This is a genomic window from Cobetia sp. 3AK (assembly GCF_029846335.1).
Lineage (GTDB): Bacteria > Pseudomonadota > Gammaproteobacteria > Pseudomonadales > Halomonadaceae > Cobetia > Cobetia marina.
The window spans coordinates 306,944-325,391 of the sequence record NZ_JARWKR010000006.1 but is presented as its reverse complement, the minus strand read 5'-3'; the positions used below and the strand labels follow the sequence as shown (position 1 = coordinate 325,391).

15 protein-coding genes and 2 tRNA genes are annotated in these 18,448 nt (G+C 61.6%); 1 reads left to right on the top strand and 16 read right to left on the bottom strand.

Features of this window, described 5'->3' with window-relative positions; genetic code table 11:
* Nucleotides 1–89: 89 nt before the first annotated feature.
* The 13 genes from truB to rlmE all read right to left on the bottom strand — a co-directional run bounded on the left by truB (nt 90) and on the right by rlmE (nt 13,559).
* The gene (gene truB, locus QD228_RS11205) at nt 90–1,019 is read right to left on the bottom strand and encodes a tRNA pseudouridine(55) synthase TruB (RefSeq protein WP_077379479.1); all 930 of its coding nucleotides are present in this window, start codon (nt 1,017–1,019) and stop codon (nt 90–92) included.
* A complete protein-coding gene (gene rbfA / locus QD228_RS11200; protein WP_065392581.1) occupies nt 1,019–1,444 on the bottom strand; it encodes a 30S ribosome-binding factor RbfA in 426 nt (141 codons plus the stop codon). The genes truB and rbfA overlap by 1 nt, the downstream gene beginning before the upstream one ends.
* A 27-nt stretch (nt 1,445–1,471) precedes the next feature.
* On the bottom strand, nt 1,472–3,922 hold the full coding sequence (gene infB / locus QD228_RS11195; protein ID WP_077379481.1) for a translation initiation factor IF-2: 2,451 nt from the start codon (nt 3,920–3,922) through the stop codon (nt 1,472–1,474).
* 28 nt (nt 3,923–3,950) lie between these two features.
* Nucleotides 3,951–5,444 (bottom strand): transcription termination factor NusA, encoded by a 1,494-nt coding sequence (nusA, locus tag QD228_RS11190; protein WP_077379484.1) that lies wholly within the window; start codon nt 5,442–5,444, stop codon nt 3,951–3,953.
* A gap of 76 nt (nt 5,445–5,520) precedes the next feature.
* The gene (gene rimP, locus QD228_RS11185) at nt 5,521–5,979 is read right to left on the bottom strand and encodes a ribosome maturation factor RimP (RefSeq protein WP_077379486.1); all 459 of its coding nucleotides are present in this window, start codon (nt 5,977–5,979) and stop codon (nt 5,521–5,523) included.
* A 123-nt stretch (nt 5,980–6,102) separates the two neighbouring features.
* Nucleotides 6,103–6,179 (bottom strand) — tRNA-Met (locus QD228_RS11180).
* A gap of 103 nt (nt 6,180–6,282) precedes the next feature.
* Nucleotides 6,283–6,369 (bottom strand) — tRNA-Leu (locus QD228_RS11175).
* A 63-nt stretch (nt 6,370–6,432) separates the two neighbouring features.
* Entirely contained in the window at nt 6,433–6,819 is a 387-nt protein-coding gene (gene secG / locus QD228_RS11170) for a preprotein translocase subunit SecG (RefSeq protein WP_077379488.1), read from the bottom strand.
* Nucleotides 6,820–6,824: 5 nt separating this feature from the next.
* Entirely contained in the window at nt 6,825–7,571 is a 747-nt protein-coding gene (tpiA, locus tag QD228_RS11165) for a triose-phosphate isomerase (RefSeq protein ID WP_136939438.1), read from the bottom strand.
* Between the two features lie 173 nt (nt 7,572–7,744).
* Nucleotides 7,745–9,097, bottom strand: coding sequence for a phosphoglucosamine mutase (gene glmM / locus QD228_RS11160; protein WP_077379492.1), 1,353 nt, complete (start codon nt 9,095–9,097; stop codon nt 7,745–7,747).
* Nucleotides 9,094–9,936 (bottom strand): dihydropteroate synthase, encoded by an 843-nt coding sequence (gene folP / locus QD228_RS11155; protein WP_279875605.1) that lies wholly within the window; start codon nt 9,934–9,936, stop codon nt 9,094–9,096. The genes glmM and folP overlap by 4 nt, the downstream gene beginning before the upstream one ends.
* A gap of 441 nt (nt 9,937–10,377) precedes the next feature.
* Nucleotides 10,378–12,381, bottom strand: coding sequence for an ATP-dependent zinc metalloprotease FtsH (gene ftsH, locus QD228_RS11150; protein ID WP_065392485.1), 2,004 nt, complete (start codon nt 12,379–12,381; stop codon nt 10,378–10,380).
* A 449-nt stretch (nt 12,382–12,830) separates the two neighbouring features.
* Complete coding sequence (rlmE, locus tag QD228_RS11145) at nt 12,831–13,559, bottom strand: 23S rRNA (uridine(2552)-2'-O)-methyltransferase RlmE (RefSeq protein ID WP_084209486.1); 729 nt, start codon at nt 13,557–13,559, stop codon at nt 12,831–12,833.
* Between the two features lie 175 nt (nt 13,560–13,734).
* Between rlmE and yhbY the strand changes: the two genes are divergently transcribed.
* Nucleotides 13,735–14,049, top strand: a complete 315-nt coding sequence (gene yhbY, locus QD228_RS11140) for a ribosome assembly RNA-binding protein YhbY (RefSeq protein WP_077379496.1) — start codon at nt 13,735–13,737, stop codon at nt 14,047–14,049.
* A 106-nt stretch (nt 14,050–14,155) separates the two neighbouring features.
* Here yhbY and QD228_RS11135 read toward each other — a convergent pair whose 3' ends face one another.
* The 3 genes from QD228_RS11135 to carB form a co-directional block, all read right to left on the bottom strand.
* Nucleotides 14,156–14,608: a hypothetical protein gene (locus QD228_RS11135; protein ID WP_279875582.1), complete on the bottom strand. Its 453-nt coding sequence runs from the start codon at nt 14,606–14,608 to the stop codon at nt 14,156–14,158.
* 126 nt (nt 14,609–14,734) lie between these two features.
* Entirely contained in the window at nt 14,735–15,211 is a 477-nt protein-coding gene (greA, locus tag QD228_RS11130; RefSeq protein WP_077379500.1) for a transcription elongation factor GreA, read from the bottom strand.
* The gene (carB, locus tag QD228_RS11125; RefSeq protein ID WP_084209488.1) at nt 15,208–18,438 is read right to left on the bottom strand and encodes a carbamoyl-phosphate synthase large subunit; all 3,231 of its coding nucleotides are present in this window, start codon (nt 18,436–18,438) and stop codon (nt 15,208–15,210) included. Before carB ends, greA begins: the two co-directional genes overlap by 4 nt.
* Nucleotides 18,439–18,448: the final 10 nt, after the last annotated feature.

Genomic DNA, 18,448 nt, shown 5'->3' with positions numbered 1-18,448 from the left:
CAGTAAGCAATATGCTTGGTAGATAAGAAATGTCGAAGACCACGCATATTTGCAGTCTTCATGCGGCTTGCGGCCAGGCCGCAATCAGCTCACCCAGCCGCCGCCTCGACAGCGGAGCTGAGCAGTCGGCGAGGAGCGATGATGCCCTCCGCCGCAATCCGGACCAGCCCGAGCAACTGCTGGTCCTGATACACACGAGCCAGGGAGTCCACTTCCAGCGACCCTGTCGTCGTTTCAGCCTGTTGACCACGCAATATCTTCCGAGCCATCTCGGCAGTGATGTCGAGACGTGGAAGATGATCGAGCAGGATGTCGACAGGCAACAGAACGCCTTCACGTGCCTGCTGATCTGCCAGCGCCTCGAGGCGCTCGAAATCCAGCATGGCATCACCCGTGAACGGGCCTGTCTTGAGACGACGCAGTGCCGTGAGGTGGGCTCCACAGCCCAGCGCCTCGCCGATATCCTCGGCCAGACTGCGTATGTAGGTGCCCTTGCTGACCGCCACTTCGATCTCGATACCATCGGAGTGCCGTGCAAGAAGCGCCATATTGTAGATGGTAACGCGACGGACTGCACGCTCGATTTCAATTCCCTGGCGCGCCAGCTCATAGAGCGGACGTCCCTGGTGCTTGAGCGCGGAGTACATCGGCGGCACCTGATCTATCTCGCCACGGAACCGGTCCAGCACCGCTTCCAGCTCGGACTCCGCAAGCTCGGGAATCTCCCGCTCACGCAGTATCTCGCCTTCCGCATCACCGGTGTCGGTGACCTGGCCAAACTTGATCCGTGCCCGATAGACCTTGTCCGCCTCGAGCAGGTGCGAGGAGAACTTGGTGGCCTCACCGAAGCAGACCGGCAGCAAGCCGGTTGCCATCGGATCGAGCGTGCCGGTATGCCCTGCCTTCTGTGCCTGGTAGAGGCGGCGTGCCTTCTGAAGCGCGTAGTTGCTGGACATGCCCTTGGGCTTGTCCAGCAACAGTACGCCGTCAATCGGCAGGCCGCGACGACGACGGCCCATCAGGCGTCCGGCGTGGTGCCCGGGGCACCGTCTTCGCTGTCATCATCACCACGTTCTGCACTGCGCTTGCGGTCATCAGCGACCGCCGTATTGATCAGTGAAGACAGGTGATGGCCACGAACGACGCTCTCATCGTAATGAAAGCGCAGTTCCGGCACGTGACGCAGCTGAATGGTGCGCGCCAGCTGGGAGCGCAGGAAACCTGCCGCGCGCTTGAGCACGGCAAGATTTTCCTTGATGCGTTCCGGACTGTCGTCACCCAGCAGGGTCACGTAGACATCGGAGTAGGACAGGTCGCGGCTGACCTTGGCGGCGCTGACCGTCAGCATGCCAAGGCGCGGGTCCTTGACCTCGCGCTGAATCAACAGCGCGAGCTCCTGCTGGATCTGGTCCGCCACGCGGTCAGTACGGCTGTATTCACGCATCCGTGATCTCTCCTCGCAGGGGCGCTATCAGAGGCTACGCTCGACCTGAATCTGGTCGAACACCTCGATCTTGTCGCCCACCTGCACGTCGTTGTAGTTCTTGACGCCGATACCACATTCCATGCCGTTGCGGACTTCGTTGACGTCATCCTTGAAGCGACGCAGGGATTCCAGCTCGCCTTCGTAGATGACCACGTTGTCACGCAGCACGCGGATGCGCTTGGAGCGGTACATGGTGCCTTCGACGACCATGCAACCGGCGATGGCGCCGATCTTCGGTGCCTTGAAGACATCGCGCACTTCGGCCACACCCACGATCTGCTCGCGGAATTCCGGTGCCAGCATGCCGCTCATGGCCAGCTTGACCTCGTCGATCAGCTGGTAGATGACGCTGTAGTAGCGCAGATCCAGGCCTTCACGCTCGACGATCTCACGGGCGGAAGCGTCAGCACGGACGTTGAAGCCGACCAGGATCGCTTCGGAAGCGAGTGCCAGGTTGGCATCGGTGCCGGTGATGCCGCCGACGCCGGAAGATACCACGGCCACCTTGACTTCGTCGGTGGAGAGCTCTTCCAGAGCGCCACGGATGGCTTCCAGAGACCCCTGCACGTCGGCCTTGAGGACGACGTTGACCTTGGCGACTTCTTCCTGACCCATCTGGGAGAACATGTTCTCCAGCTTGGCCTTCTGCTGACGCGCCAGACGCACCTCGCGGTACTTGCCCTGGCGGAAGTTGGCGACTTCACGCGCCTTCTTCTCGTCCGGGACCACGGTGAACTCTTCACCGGCTTCCGGCGTGCCACCCAGACCCTGGATCTCGACCGGCATGGCCGGACCCGCGGAATCGACCTGCTTGCCGACTTCGTTGATCAGCGCACGCACGCGGCCGTAGTGCAGGCCAGCGAGGACGATGTCGCCCTTCTTCAGGGTACCGTTCTGGACCAGCACGGTCGCGACCGGGCCACGGCCCTTGTCGAGACGCGACTCGACCACGACGCCTTTACCCGGCGCGGACGGCACGGCCTGAAGCTCGAGCACTTCGGAGACCAGCAGGACGGCTTCCAGCAGCGCGTCGATGTTTTCGCCAGTCTTGGCGGAAACGTGGACGAACTGGGTATCACCACCCCATTCCTCGGAGATGACGCCGTGCTGGGACAGCTCATTCTTCACGCGGTCCGGATCAGCGCCTTCCTTGTCGATCTTGTTCACTGCCACGACCAGCGGGACACCCGCGGCCTTGGAGTGCTCGACAGCCTCGATGGTCTGCGGCATCACGCCGTCATCGGCAGCCACCACCAGGATGACCACGTCAGTCGCCTTGGCACCACGAGCACGCATGGCGGTGAACGCCGCGTGGCCCGGAGTATCCAGGAAGGTCACATCGCCGTTGTCGTGCTCGACGTGGTAGGCACCGATGTGCTGGGTGATACCACCCGCTTCACCTGTGGCCACCTTGGTACGGCGGATGTAATCCAGCAGCGAGGTCTTGCCGTGGTCAACGTGACCCATGACAGTGACGACCGGCGCGCGAGTGATCTGCTCACCCTCGTAGGAGATACCCTCGAGAACGGCTGTCTCGAGCGCGTCATCCTTGATCAGCTTGGGCGTGTGACCCATTTCCTCGACCACGATGGTCGCGGTTTCCTGATCGATCGTCTGGTTGATGGTGACCGCAGCGCCCATGTTGAACATGGCCTTGATCACTTCAGACGCCTTGACGGCCATCTTGTCGGCGAGGTCTGCCACCGAGATGGACTCGGGGATGGAGACTTCACGCACGAAGGTCTGGACCGGCTTCGGCGGCTGGCGATTGGTATCGCGACCACCACGACGACCGCCGCGACGCTCTGCGCGCTTGACCTTCTTGGCCCCGCCACGCTTGCGCTCGCTGCGATCTTCACGGGCCTCACGGCGATCACGTGATTCATCACGCGGCGCAGCCTTGGCGCGACGCGGTGCATCACCACGCGGCTCCTTCGGCGGCGCATTGACTTCCGGCGCAGCATCCGCGACCGGTGCAGCGGCAGCGGCCGGAGCACTCTGACGCGGACGCTCTTCGCGGCGGTTGTCGTTGCCACGACGCTCATCACGCTGCGGGGCAGCAGCCGGCTTCTCGGCGGCAGGCGCCTTGGCAGCCTGTGCCTCAGTCGCCGGCGCATCTGCGGCCTGCTCTTCACCATCCTTGACGTAGGTACGCTTCTTGCGGACCTGCACCTCGATGGACTTGCCGCGACCGCCGCCAGTGTTGATGCGTGACTTGGTCTTGCGGGTCAGGGTAATGCGGTTCTTCGGCGCTGCCGGGGCAGCACCACCGCCGTGGCTCTTGGTGAGGTGGTCAAGCAGCTTCTGCTTGTCGACCTCGGACACGGCGTCGTTCTCTGACTTGTGCTTCAAACCAGCTTCGTGCATCTGTTCCAGTAGGCGGGCTGACTCGCGGCCCACCTTCTTGGCGAATTCTTTGACTGTCATTTCTGACATGTACGACCCTCCTGAGCCCGTGACCTAGTTACTGTTCGCTTGCGAACCAGGGCGCGCGGGCGGTCATGATCAACGCCGCTGCTCGCTCTTCGTCGACGCCTTCGATGTCTTTCAGATCATCGATGGCCTGCTCGGCAAGGTCTTCCATGGTGACGATACCCTTGCTGGCCAGGATGTATGCCAGATGACTCTCCATGCCTTCCATGTTGAGCAGATCTTCGGCCGGCTGTGCGCCGTCCAGCTGCTCTTCAGTGGCGATGGCGAGATTCAGCAGTTCATCCTTGGCCCGAGCGCGCAGCTCCTCGACCAGATCCTGGTCAAAGCCCTCGACCTCGAGCATTTCCTCGAGCGGGACATAGGCGATTTCCTCGAGTGAGGTGAAGCCCTCGTCCACCAGGACACGGGCTAGATCCTCTTCAATCTCGAGATGAGTGATGAAATATTCGACAAAGCTGTCGATTTCCTGCTCGCGCTTGCCCTCGGCTTCCGCCTCGGTCATGACATTGAGCGACCAACCTGTCAGCTCACTGGCCAGGCGCACGTTCTGACCGCTACGACCAATGGCCTGTGCCAGATTGTCCGCGGCGACAGCGACATCCATGGAATGGGTGTCTTCGTCGACCAGAATGGAGCCGACATCGGCCGGTGCCATGGCGTTGATGACCAACTGGGCAGGATTGTCATCCCACAGGATGATATCCACGCGTTCATTACGCAGTTCGTTTGACACGGCCTGCACACGCGAGCCGCGCATGCCGACACAGGCACCGATCGGGTCGATGCGCTTGTCATTGCTCTTGACCGCAATCTTGGCCCGCGAGCCCGGATCGCGAGCCGCGCCCTTGATCTCGATCAGCTGCTCGGCGATTTCCGGCACCTCGATCTTGAACAGTTCGATGATCAGCTCCGGACGCGTCCGCGAGAGTATCAACTGGGATCCACGCGCCTCGGTATCAACCTTCCAGAGCAATGCGCGTACTCGCTCGTTCAAGCGGTAACGCTCGCCATGGATCATCTCGCCGCGCGGCAGGAAGCCTTCGGCGTTGTCGCCCAGGTCGATGATCAGGCCGTCACGTGTCGTTTTCTTGACGATCCCCGCGACCAGCTCGCCTTCACGCTCCGCGTACAGGCGAACGACTTCGGCACGCTCGGCTTCGCGCACCTTCTGCACGATGACCTGCTTGGCCGTCTGGGCAGCGATACGACCGAAGGCTTCGGACTCGATCTGCTGCTCGACCACGGCGCCCAGCGCCAGCGGCTCTTCGCGCTGTTCGGCGATACTGGCCTTGATCTCGTAGTCCGGCGTCTCGAACTCGTCGTCTTCCACGACGGTCCAGCGACGGAAGGTCGCATAATCACCGGTGACACGATCGATCTTGACGCGGATATCCGCCTCTTCCTGATCGAAACGCTTGCGTGAAGCCGAAGCCAGTGCCGCCTCGACGGCCTCGAAAATCACATCCCGCGGCACGCCCTTCTCATTGGAGATGGCGTCAACGACCAGCAGAATCTCTTTGCTCATGACTTTGCCTCGCCAGAAACCTGTCCTTGCGCATCGACTCGAGCTCGCCAAGCGAGCAATGTGCCGACAACGTCAGTTATTTGAACTGCGGCACAATGCGTGCCTGGTCGATGCTTTCGATCGGAAAGCAGTATTCTTCTTCGTCGACCCGGATCACGACATCACCGTCTTCGGTGCCAGTCACCAGCCCCTGGTACTTGCGCTGGCCATCGAAGGCCTGACGCAGTCGCAGTGCCACCACATGACCGATGTAGCGCTCGTACTGATCAAGCGTGAACAGCGGACGATCCATGCCTGGGGATGAAACTTCAAGCTGGAACTGGCCCGTGATGGGGTCCTCGACATCCAGCACGGCACCGACCTGACGACTGACGCTTGCGCAGTCATCCACGGAAATGCCATCGGAATGGTCGATATAGATCACCAGACGGGACTGCTTGCCTTGGGAGAGATAGTCGATACCCCAGAGCTCGAAGCCCAGAGCAGAAACGACGGGATCGATAAGCGCTTTAAGCGTAGCGTCCTTGGTTGACACAGACGAGGCTCCTACAGCAGTTGCATCAGGCACCTGACCGGGAGTAGAGAGGAGAGCTAGGTGGCTGATTGGCACTGGTGCTAACAAAAAGCCCCTTCATAGGAAGGGGCCTTTCAAGAAACTTGGTAGCGGGGACCGGATTTGAACCGATGACCTTCGGGTTATGAGCCCGACGAGCTACCAGACTGCTCCACCCCGCAACAATAGTCGGACGATGGTAATGTCACCGTAAAAGGAGGTCAAGGAATGACGTCTTTCAAAGGTGGCAGAGTTGCGTCCAGACTGCCAATCGATCTAACAGGATGGTGCCGAAGGGGGGACTTGAACCCCCACGACCATAAGGTCACTACCCCCTCAAGATAGCGTGTCTACCAATTCCACCACTTCGGCACGGGGGCGGGTATCGCCTGAGACGTTACCCGGAAGAATTCAAACGATAATGCCTTGAATTCCTTAGAGTACTGGTTGGTCTGCGTTGCCGCTTTCCTCGAGCACTGGCGACGTATTCTCCACACTTTCACTGGAGTCGTCAAGTGATGGCAGTGAATTTTTCTGCTGCTCGATCACGGTGGCATTCGGGATGCCCGCTTCCACGGAGGTCTGGTTGGCATTGGAGGCGAACCAGGCCAGGGTCAGGGACGTCGCGAAGAAGCCTGCTGCCAGCACGCCGGTGAAGCGCGCGAGGAAGTTGCCACTACCGCTGGACCCGAAAACGGTCTGGGAAGCACCACCACCACCGAAGGCAGCGCCAGCTTCGGCACCCTTGCCCTGCTGGAGAAGGACGAGCACGATCAGTGCGACCGCGAGTACCACATGGACCATCAGAACGGCTACTTGCATGAGATTCAACCTGCAGACTGGCAAATGGCTAGGAATTCGTCGACCTGGAGAGAAGCACCTCCCACCAGGCCGCCGTCGATATCCGGCTGCGCGAGCAGCTCGGCGGCATTGGCAGCTTTCATGCTACCGCCGTACAGCAATTGCATGGCATCCGCGAGAGACGCGGACCACTCGCCCAGGCGTGCACGGATAGCGGCGTGCATGGCTTGCGCCTGCTCAGGCGATGCCGTGCGGCCGGTACCGATCGCCCAGACCGGCTCATAGGCCACGACAAGACGGGCACGCGCCTCAGCGGACAGCTCGGAGAACACGGCCTCCAGCTGACCCAGCACGACACGCTCCGACTCACCGGCTTCACGCTCTTCCAGTGTCTCACCGATGCACAGCACCGGCGTGAGGCCTGACGCGAGAGCCGCATTGACTCGTGCAAGCACGGCAGCATCGTCCTCGCCATACAGGCTGCGACGCTCGGAGTGCCCGACCAGCACCAGCGTCATGCCCACATCCTTGAGCATGCTGCCTGCCACCTCACCGGTGAAGGCGCCTGATTCCGCCGGGTTCAACGTCTGGGCGCCCAGCAGGACCGTCGCCGGCAGCCGCTCGCGCGCAGCGCTCAGATAAGGGAAAGGCAATGCCAACGCCACCTGAACCCCCTGGGGCAGCGCTGCAGCCCCCAGTGCGTCGGCGAACTCGTCGATCAGGGCAAGATCGCCATTCATCTTCCAGTTACCGGCAATCAGCGGTGTACGCATGTGCTTCTCCCTTATGAGCAGTGCGAGGATGGTAATGGAGCGGCCCCTGACTGACAACCTCATCGCGAACTGTCAAGCCCTGCAGGCACGCTCGATCGGGCCTTTCATGGCGCTCAGAATCGACGACAGGCGCACTGGGCGCCTGTCGTCGATTCTGATGACCGCGGGTGATATCAGCGGGCCTGCATGCTGGCCTCGACCGCCGAGGCGATCTGACGGGCCAGTGCCTGCACATCAAAGTGCGGCCGCCCCTCGACCATGACACGGATCAGTGGCTCGGTACCACTGGGACGCAACAGCACGCGTCCTTCGCTGCCCAGCGTCTCTTCCACTTCCGCTACCGCGGCCTGGACGGCATCCGCCGCCATCAGCGCCTGGTTGTCACAGCCCGGAGTCAGACGTACGTTGATCAACGCCTGCGGCGCCTTCTCGAAACCGACCAGCAACTCACTGAGAGAACATTCCTCACGCGCCATGATCGCCAGCACCTGCAGCGCGGAGACGATGCCATCCCCGGTGCTCTGGATATGGCTGCAGACGATGTGACCGGAGGATTCCCCCCCCAACTGCCAGCCATTGGCTTCCAGACGCTCGATGACATAGCGATCACCGACCTTGGCACGCTCGAAGGGAATTCCCAGACCTTCCAGCGCTGCCGCCAGACCGAAGTTGGACATCAGCGTGCCGACGACACCGCCCCCCAGCACCCCACGCTCGTGACGATCCCGCGCGATCATGTAGAGGATGTCATCGCCATCGATGACCCGGCCATCGGCATCGACCAGGATCAGACGGTCCCCGTCGCCATCGAAGGCCACGCCAAGATCGGCGCCCTGCTCGATCACGGCCGCCCGCAGTGCCTGCGGGTTGGTGGAGCCGACATCCTGGTTGATGTTCAGACCATCCGGTTCGCCACCGATGACGCTGACCTTGGCGCCCAGCTCACGGAAGACATTCGGCGCGATGTGGTAGGTCGCGCCATGCGCGCAATCCAGCACCACTTTCATGCCATGCAGGCCCAGACGGCCCGGCAGGGTCGACTTGCAGAATTCAATGTAACGGCCGGCGGCATCCTGGATGCGCGAGGCCTTGCCGAGGCTATCCGGCCCGACGATCTCGATATCGCGATCCAGCTCGGCCTCGATCTCGGCTTCCAGCGCATCATCCAGCTTGGTGCCGGCCGCGGAGAAGAACTTGATGCCATTGTCCGGATAGGCATTGTGCGAGGCCGAGATCACGATACCGGCATCCGCGCGGAAGGTCCGCGTCAGATAGGCGATGCCCGGTGTCGGCATCGGCCCCAGCAGGGAGACATCCACGCCTGCGGCAGAAAGACCGGACTCCAGCGCCGACTCGAACATGTACCCCGAGATGCGCGTGTCCTTGCCGATCAGTACCTTGCCGCGGCCATGGCGTGCAAAGACACGCCCGGCCGCCCAGCCCAGCTTGAGCATGAAGTCTGGCGTGATCGGGAATTCACCGACCGTGCCGCGAATACCATCCGTACCAAAATAACGTCGACTCATCGTATCGTGCCTTCCTGTAGCACGGCCCACGTCATGTCGACAGCATCGACAGTCGGGGCCACGTCGTGAACGCGTAGCAATCGGGCACCTTCACGGACGGCAAGTGCCGTCAGCGCCAGATTGCCAGCCAGTCTATCCTCTACCGCGCGCCCGAGCGCATTGCCGATCATGCTCTTGCGAGAGGTGCCGATCAGCAGCGGGAGGGTGAATTCGTGCAGCTGCGCCATGCGGTGATACAGACGCAGATTGTCTTGCAGGGACTTGCCGAAGCCGAAGCCGGGGTCCAGCAACAGACGCGAACGCTCGATCCCTGCGGCCTCACAGACGGTGATGCGCTCGGCTAGAAAGCCACTGACCTCATCCTCGATCGACTGCGCATAGGCGGTATCCTGCTGCATGGTGTCCGGCTCGCCACGCATGTGCATCAGGCACACCGGCAGGCCGCTGCGCGCGGCCGCCTCAAGGGCGCCCTCACGACGCAATGCACGCACGTCATTGATCATGCCAGCCCCGAGACGTGCCGTTTCCTGCATCACCTCCGGGGTACTGGTATCGACGCTCACCAGCGCCCCCAGCTCGCTCACCAGCCGCTCGACGACCGGACAGACACGTGCCAGCTCCTCATCCGCACTGACAGGGCTCGCCCCCGGGCGGGTCGACTCACCACCCACGTCGATGATGGCGGCGCCATCGGCCAGCATCTGCTCGGCATGGCGCAGCGCGGCGTCCAGGGTCGCGCTGCGCCCACCATCCGAGAAGGAGTCCGGGGTCACATTGAGAATCCCCATGACACGCGGGCGTGACAGGTCAAGCGTGCGTCCACCGCAGTCAAGCGCCATTGAATGGCCCACCACGGGCTCGCGTGGCAGTGAATCAGCGTAAGTCGACATGATCACCCATGCAGAAAACGGGCAGCCAGGACGAACATCATGGCTGCCGGAGAAGGAATCGGGCACCCACTTTAAAGAGGCCTCATCGGCCGCGCAAGGCGTCGAACGGCCGCCACATGGGGCGTCAGCAGATGGCAACGCCATCTGCCCAGGCAAATCATCTGATCAGGGTCAGGAACCTGAGCCACGCCGCGCAGGATAGTGAGTCACACCGCCTCACCCACACTTAGCCGGCTCACCCCGACGCCTGATCGCGGATGACATCACCTGCCATCAGCCGCCTCGGGGCATCCAGGGCGCCGCGAATGTCTGCCCCGAAAACGACAACGCCCGAGCGGAATGTCCGCTCGGGCGTTGTGAGAGTCAGCGCGATGATGGCTGATTCATGGCTCAGTGACCGCTTGGACCACCCAGCGGATCTGACGGACGGCGGCGCGTATCTTCCTCACCGTCGTCAGTGTCTGCGTCATCACCGTCTGACCCGGGGGCCTCAGGCGCCTCAGCTTTCGGCGTGTCGGCCACCGGTGCGACGAGACCACTGTCACCACCACCGGCCGGGCCACCCCAGTCCTTGGGCGGACGCGGAGTGCGCCCTGCCATGATGTCGGCCAGCTGCTCGGCATCGATGGTCTCGTAGGTCATCAGCGCCTCGGTCATCGCATCCAGCTTGTCGCGATTCTCCTCAAGGATCTGCTGCGCCTTGGCGTAGCACTCGTCGATGATACGACGCACTTCCTTGTCGAGACGTGAGGTGGTGTCGCCCGACTTCAGCTTGCCGCCGCCCTGACCCGGACCGCCGAGGAACTGGTGAGACTCGTCCTCATCGTACATGATCGGGCCCATTTCACTGGAGAGACCCCATTTGGCGACCATGTTGTGGGCAAGCTCGGTGGCACGCTTGATATCGTTGGAAGCCCCGGTGGTGACACCATTCGGCCCCAGCGTCATCTCTTCGGCGATACGACCGCCGAACAGCGAGCAGATCTGACTGATGATCTGCTGGCGAGAATAGCTGTAGCGGTCCTCTTCCGGCAGGAACATCGTCACACCCAGCGCACGGCCTCGCGGAATGATCGAGACCTTGTAGACCGGATCATGCTCTGGCATCACCAGACCGATGATGGCGTGACCGGACTCGTGATAGGCCGTGTTGCGCTTCTCCTTCTCGGACATGACCATCGATTTGCGCTCGGCGCCCATCATGATCTTGTCCTTGGCCAGCTCGAGCTCTTCCATGCCGACCAGGCGCTTGTTGCGACGTGCAGCGAACAGGGCCGCTTCATTGACCAGGTTGGCCAGATCCGCGCCAGAGAAGCCCGGCGTACCCCGTGCGATATTGACCGGCACCACGTCGTCGCCCATCGGCACCTTGCGCAGGTGAACGCCGAGGATATGCTCGCGGCCGCGGATGTCCGGCAGGCCTACCATCACCTGGCGATCGAAACGGCCCGGGCGCAGCAATGCGGGGTCAAGCACGTCTGGACGGTTGGTCGCGGCGATGACGATGATGCCGTCATTCGCTTCGAAGCCATCCATCTCGACCAGCAGCTGGTTCAGGGTCTGCTCGCGCTCATCGTGACCACCGCCCATGCCGGAGCCACGGTGGCGGCCGACGGCGTCGATCTCATCGATGAAGATGATGCACGGCGCCTGCTTCTTGGCCTGCTCGAACATGTCACGCACACGGGAGGCACCGACACCGACGAACATCTCGACGAAGTCAGAACCGGAGATGCTGAAGAACGGCACCTTGGCCTCGCCGGCAATCGCCTTGGCGAGCAGGGTCTTGCCGGTACCCGGCGGACCCACCATCAGTACGCCACGCGGAATCTGACCGCCAAGACGCTGGAACTTGCTGGGGTCCTTGAGGAAGTCGACCAGTTCCTCGACCTCTTCCTTCGCTTCATCACAGCCCGCGACGTCGCTGAAGGTGGTCTTGATCTGATCCTGGCTCAGCAGCTTGGCCTTCGACTTGCCGAAGCTCATCGGGCCACCCTTGCCGGCACCACCACCCTGCATCTGGCGCATGAAGAACATGAAGATGGCCAGGATGATCAGAATCGGGAAGCTGGCAATCAACAGACGTGTCCACAGCGACTGCTGCTCAGGCTTCTTGCCGATGACCTCCACCTTGTTGGAGAGCAGGTCATCCATCAGCTTGGGATCGGACGCCGCCGGCCGGATGGTGGTAAAGCTGGAGCCGTCGGCCCGCTCACCCTCGATGGTGTAGCCATCGATGGTCACACTCTTGATCCGGTCGTTCTGCACCTGCTGGACGAACTGTGAATAGTTCATCGCCTGCGGCGAGGTATCGACGCTGAAGTTGTTGAACACCGTCAGCAGCACTGCCGCGATGATCAACCAGAGAATCAGGTTCTTCGCCATGTCGTTCAAGGGGACACCCTCATTGCATGAATCTGTCTTGGCATGCCGTGAATACTCCGACTGCCGTCTTGTGGTGGCCTGCCATGCTATCTGATCGTGCCTGCGGGGTATCAAACGACGCAACACGCCGCCTTGCCTACCGAGTCACTCAAAGCTTGCCTGCGTTGTTCTGCTTGCCGATCGATGATGATGCGACCTTGGCATCTCATCAACCTGTTACCGGCCCTCCGTGCTCAAGGCCCAATGCTATCGACACTACACCAGATGGGGGCCGGCAACCATTGCTTAAAGGCCGGCACCGGACTATTCAGCCGATAGTCGGCCTATATCAGAGATACAACGACTTCGACCGAGGCACAATGATTCCAGCCTGACCAAGTATGCCATCGGCCGCCTTAACCGGTGATGAAGTCGTCGTCCGGGGCAGAAATCGGGATCGCCTGGCATCGAGGGCAACGTCAGCCCTTGAACCCCTGCCCAAGCAGGTAGACCTCGCGCGAGCGGGCGCGCGACGCTTCCGGCTTGCGCGTGACGACCTTGTTGAAGCTGCCACGCATGTCCTTCAGGTAGGCATCGAAGCCCTCTCCCTGGAAGACCTTGACCAGAAAGTTGCCACCCGGCTTGAGCGTCTGGCGCGCCAGATCCAGCGCCAGCTCGACCAGATACATGCCGGCAGGCTGATCTATCGCGCTCATGCCGCTCATGTTGGGTGCCATGTCGGAGATCACGAGATCCACCGGGCGATCCCCCAAGGTGGCCAGAATCTGGTTCAGCACGGCCTCTTCGGTGAAGTCACCCTGGATGAAATCGACGCCGGCCAGGGCGTCCATCTCAAGGATGTCGGAGGCGATGACCACGCCTTCCATGCCGACGCGATCCGCGGCGATCTGGCTCCAGCCACCGGGGGCGGCACCTAGGTCGATGACGGTAGCGCCCGGCTTGAGCAGGCGGTCCTTGTCATCGATTTCAATCAGTTTGTAGCTGGCACGGGAACGATAGCCATCGGCCCAGCTGCGCTGGACATAGGCGTCATCAAAGTGTTCCTTCATCCAGCCAGCGCTGCTCTTGCTGGGGTGAGCCACGTTGTCACCTGGAATGTCGGGGGAAATCGAATACTGGCGGGAGATGGTGCGGGGGGATAACGACGACACGAAAGGCGTGGCAAGCTTGCGCACGGGTCGTGTCATGAGCGTCGTCATGGAGTAGAATGGCGGGTCCTGCGCGCGGTTCCGCCCGCGGGCACAGACATTGCCTGCGCAACAGACGGGTTCACACCCCTGGATTTCAAGCCCTGGAGTCGACCCTGTCTTTCGCTACGCTCCCCGCTCCCATCGGACGCCAACAGGGAAACTTTACGATACCATGAGCTTGTCACAGTCACAAAAGAAAGCATTTCGCAGCATCGGGCACCATCTTGACCCGATCGTCACCGTCTCGGAAAACGGCCTTTCCGACGGCGTCGTGACCGAACTCGAGCGCGCACTGCACGATCACGAACTGATCAAGCTGAAGCTGGCGATCAATGATCGCGAAGCCCGTGGCGAGGTGGCTCGCCACCTGTGCAGCGAAACCGGCGCGACCCTGATCCAGAGCATCGGCAAGATCGCCCTGCTGTATCGCCGCAACCCGCAGGCCAAGCCGAAGCTGTCCAACGTACAGCGCTTCAGCGAGAAGTAAGCCGCCGGGCCCAGGCCTGACGAGGCTCACCTCGCACGCCACGCCTGCCGCAGACAGAAACGCCGCCCTCATCGAGGGCGGCGTTTCTGTTTTCTGTGACTGACAATCACGACCTGACGCGCTGATTCAGCTCGAAGGTGATGTCATCCAGCGCCCGCTGGGTGACCTGATGACGCTTGAGTGTCGTCTGCCTGGACTCCCCCTCACCGTTGCCGGCATCACGATACTTGATGACCAGCGTCTTCTTGTCGAAAGTGAAATCCTCGATCAGCTCATACTCGATCTTGCGACACCCAATGAGTGGTGACGGCCGCAGATAAAGCGACTGATCGCCGAAGTGCGCCAGCGGCACCACCAGGTGGAAAACTCCCCTCGCCAACAGGGCACTCCCCAGGACCAATGACGGCGTCAACAGCGCCGAGTCCCCGGTGTACCGATAGGCAAACGACTGGGAGACCACATATGCCACCCCGAACAGCATGAGCCCGAGCACCATGAAGATGGCCACCATGGAGGTTGCCATGATGCGCTTTTCCGGCTGACTTCCCTGTACTTCCATTACTCCCTCCCTGAAGGATTCCGTGCCCGCAGGCCAAAAAAACAGCCCTGCCGGGATGACCGGCAGGGCTGTCATGACATCGAAATCTGACGAATCAGAGGCGATGCTCTTCAGATGTGACGTGCTTCAGATGTGATGCACTTCGGAGATTTCATACTCCACATCGCCACCCGGGGTACGCACGACCACGACATCCCCTTCTTCCTTGCCGATCAGCGCACGCGCGATCGGTGAGGTAACGGAGATCTTGCCGTCCTTGATGCTGGCCTCATCCTCACCCACGATGCGATAGCGCACTTCGCTGTCGTCATCGAGGTTCATCAGATCAACCGTGGTACCGAAGATCACCTTGCCTGTCTTGGGCAGCTTGGTGACATCGATGACCTGGGACATCGAGAGCTTGGCTTCAATCTCCTGGATACGCCCCTCGATGAAACCCTGTTGCTCACGCGCGGCGTGATACTCGGCGTTCTCCTTGAGATCGCCGTGCTCACGTGCTTCCGCGATGTCAGCGATGACCTTGGGGCGTTCCGTGCCCTTGAGGTGCTCGAGCTCCTTGCGCAGGCGATCTTCGCCCTCGACGGTCATCGGACTTCTACTCATATCATGACTCCTGCATGCAGATCCTGGAGACGACGGACCTTGACATCGTTTCCGTACTCGAGCGCCATGCACACGGCATTGGCACCCGCCAACGTCGTGGCATAGGGCACCTTGTGCGCCAGCGCAGTGCGGCGAATCACGGACGAGTCATTGATGGCCTGACGTCCCTCAGTGGTGTTGACGATGTAGGCGATCTCGCCGTTCTTGATCATGTCGACGATATGCGGCCGCCCCTCGAACACCTTGTTGACGGGTTCAACCTCGAGCCCGGCAGCGGCAATCACCTCTGCCGTGCCACGGGTAGCACAAAGCGTAAAGCCCAATGTTACCAGAGAGCGGGCCACCTCGATAACGCCCGCCTTGTCGAACTCGCGCACGGACAGGAACGCCTTGCGATCGCCCGTCAATGTCGGGATGGCTTCCCCGGCGCCCAGCTGCGCCTTGTAGAAGGCCTCGGCGAAGGTATCGCCAGAGCCCATCACTTCACCGGTGGACTTCATTTCCGGTGACAGGATCGGATCGACACCCGGGAACTTGGCGAACGGCAGCACCGCTTCCTTGACGCTGTAGAAGGTCGGCACGATTTCCTGGGTGAAACCGATCTCTTCCAGGGTCTGGCCGGCCATGCAACGCGCGGCGATCTGCGCCAGTGACTGGCCGATGCACTTGGAGACGAACGGCACGGTACGCGAGGCACGCGGGTTGACCTCGATGACATAGATCACGCCATCCTGCCAGGCCAGCTGAACGTTCATCAGACCGACGACGTTGAGCTCCAGCGCCATGCGCTTGACCTGCTCACGCATCTCTTCCTGGACGTCTGCCGGCAGCGAGTAAGGCGGCAGTGCGCACGCCGAGTCACCGGAGTGGATACCAGCCTGCTCGATGTGCTGCATGATGGCGCCGATCACGACCTGCTTGCCGTCGGACACCGCGTCGATGTCGACCTCGATGGCGGCATTCAGGAAGTGATCCAGCAGCACCGGCGAGTCATTGGAGACCTTGACCGCGTGGGTCATGTAGTTCTCGAGCTCGGAGGCGGAGTAGACGATTTCCATCGCGCGGCCGCCCAGCACGTAGCTCGGACGCACCACCAGCGGGTAGCCGATGGTTTCGGCCTTGACGAAGGCCTCCTCGAAGCTGCGTGCGGTGGCGTTTTCCGGCTGGATGAGACCGAGCTTCTCGATCATCTGCTGGAAACGTTCGCGGTCTTCGGCGCGATCGATGGCGTCCGGCGTGGTACCGATGATCGGCACACCGGCGGCCTCGAGCTCACGGGCCAGCTTCAGCGGCGTCTGACCGCCGAACTGGACGATGACACCGACAGGCTGTTCCTTGTCGGCGATCTCCAGCACGTCTTCCAGCGTCACCGGCTCGAAGTAGAGGCGATCGGAGGTGTCGTAGTCGGTGGACACGGTTTCCGGGTTGCAGTTGACCATGATGGTCTCGTAGCCGTCCGCGCGCATGGCGAGGGAGGCGTGGACGCAGCAGTAGTCGAACTCGATGCCCTGACCGATGCGGTTCGGACCACCGCCCAGCACCATGATCTTCTTCTTGTCGCTGACCTCGGCCTCACACTCCTCCTCGTAGGTGGAGTACATGTAGGCGGTGTCGGAAGCGAACTCCGCGGCACAGGTATCGACACGCTTGTAGACCGGGCGGATGCCCTGCTGCTGACGATGCTTGCGGAAGGCCTTCTCGGACACGCCCATCAGGCGCGCCAGACGGGCATCACTGAAGCCCTTGCGCTTGAGACGGAACAGACGATTGGCATCCATCTCGCCCAGAGAACTCGCCGCCACTTCGCCTTCCTGAGCGATCAGGTCGGCCAGCTGCACCAGGTACCAGCGGTCGATGTTGGTGAGACGGAAGATCTCTTCGATGCCAAGGCCGGCACGCATGGCGTCGGCGATGTAGAAGATACGCTCAGCACCGGCGGCCTGCAGCTCGCCCTTGATGCGCGCCATGTTCTCGTCGCCATAGTCGGCCACGATGGGATCGAGACCATCGACACCGGTCTCCATGCCACGCAGTGCCTTCTGCAGGGATTCCTGGAAGGTACGACCGATGGCCATGACTTCGCCGACCGACTTCATCTGCGTGGTCAGACGGTCATTGGCCTGCGGGAACTTCTCGAAGGTGAAGCGCGGAATCTTGGTGACGACATAGTCGATGGACGGCTCGAAGGACGCCGGCGTCTTGCCACCGGTGATGTCGTTCTGCAGCTCGTCCAGGGTATACCCGATGGCCAGCTTGGCGGCGATCTTGGCGATCGGGAAACCGGTCGCCTTGGAGGCCAGTGCAGAGGAGCGCGACACGCGCGGGTTCATCTCGATCACGACCATGCGACCGGTGTCCGGGCAGATGCCGAACTGGACGTTGGAGCCACCGGTCTCGACACCGATCTCGCGCAGGACGGCCAGCGATGCATCACGCATCAGCTGGTATTCCTTGTCGGTCAGGGTCTGTGCCGGGGCGACAGTGATGGAGTCACCGGTATGCACGCCCATCGGGTCGAAGTTCTCGATGGCACACACGATGATGCAGTTGTCGTTCTTGTCACGAACGACCTCCATCTCGTATTCCTTCCAGCCCAGCAGCGATTCGTCGATCAACAGCTCACGGGTCGGCGACAGCTCGAAACCGCGATGGCAGATCTCTTCGAATTCTTCACGGTTGTACGCCACGCCGCCGCCGGAACCGCCCATGGTGAAGCTGGGACGGATGATGGACGGGAAGCCCAGCTCGGCCTGGATTTCCCAGGCCTCTTCCATGGAGTGTGCGACCTTGGCCTTCGGGCACGCCAGGCCGATCTTCTTCATCGCCTTGTCGAAGCGATCACGGTCTTCGGCCTTGTCGATGGTATCGGCGTTGGCACCGATCATCTCGACGCCGAATTTCTCGAGCACACCTTCGCGCTCCAGGGCCAGTGCACAGTTCAGTGCGGTCTGGCCACCCATGGTCGGCAGGATGGCGTCCGGACGCTCCTTCTCGATGATGCGCGCCACGGTCTCCCAGGTGATCGGCTCGATGTAGGTCGCGTCGGCCATCACCGGGTCGGTCATGATGGTGGCCGGGTTGGAGTTGACCAGAATGACCCGGTAACCCTCTTCACGCAGGGCCTTGCAGGCCTGTGCGCCGGAATAGTCGAACTCGCACGCCTGGCCGATGACGATGGGGCCGGCGCCGATGATCAGGATGCTTTTCAGGTCTGTACGTTTCGGCATGTCTCTTCCC

Excerpts from the sequence above, each read along its gene's own strand:
- truB (WP_077379479.1), bottom strand. The coding sequence starts at position 1,019 with ATGGGCCGTCGTCGTCGCGGCCTGCCGATTGACGGCGTACTGTTGCTG.
- rbfA (WP_065392581.1), bottom strand. The coding sequence starts at position 1,444 with ATGCGTGAATACAGCCGTACTGACCGCGTGGCGGACCAGATCCAGCAG.
- infB (WP_077379481.1), bottom strand. The coding sequence starts at position 3,922 with ATGTCAGAAATGACAGTCAAAGAATTCGCCAAGAAGGTGGGCCGCGAG.
- nusA (WP_077379484.1), bottom strand. The coding sequence starts at position 5,444 with ATGAGCAAAGAGATTCTGCTGGTCGTTGACGCCATCTCCAATGAGAAG.
- secG (WP_077379488.1), bottom strand. The coding sequence starts at position 6,819 with ATGCAAGTAGCCGTTCTGATGGTCCATGTGGTACTCGCGGTCGCACTG.
- tpiA (WP_136939438.1), bottom strand. The coding sequence starts at position 7,571 with ATGCGTACACCGCTGATTGCCGGTAACTGGAAGATGAATGGCGATCTT.
- glmM (WP_077379492.1), bottom strand. The coding sequence starts at position 9,097 with ATGAGTCGACGTTATTTTGGTACGGATGGTATTCGCGGCACGGTCGGT.
- folP (WP_279875605.1), bottom strand. The coding sequence starts at position 9,936 with ATGGCGCTTGACTGCGGTGGACGCACGCTTGACCTGTCACGCCCGCGT.
- rlmE (WP_084209486.1), bottom strand. The coding sequence starts at position 13,559 with ATGACACGACCCGTGCGCAAGCTTGCCACGCCTTTCGTGTCGTCGTTA.
- yhbY (WP_077379496.1), top strand. The coding sequence starts at position 13,735 with ATGAGCTTGTCACAGTCACAAAAGAAAGCATTTCGCAGCATCGGGCAC.
- QD228_RS11135 (WP_279875582.1), bottom strand. The coding sequence starts at position 14,608 with ATGGAAGTACAGGGAAGTCAGCCGGAAAAGCGCATCATGGCAACCTCC.
- greA (WP_077379500.1), bottom strand. The coding sequence starts at position 15,211 with ATGAGTAGAAGTCCGATGACCGTCGAGGGCGAAGATCGCCTGCGCAAG.
- carB (WP_084209488.1), bottom strand. The coding sequence starts at position 18,438 with ATGCCGAAACGTACAGACCTGAAAAGCATCCTGATCATCGGCGCCGGC.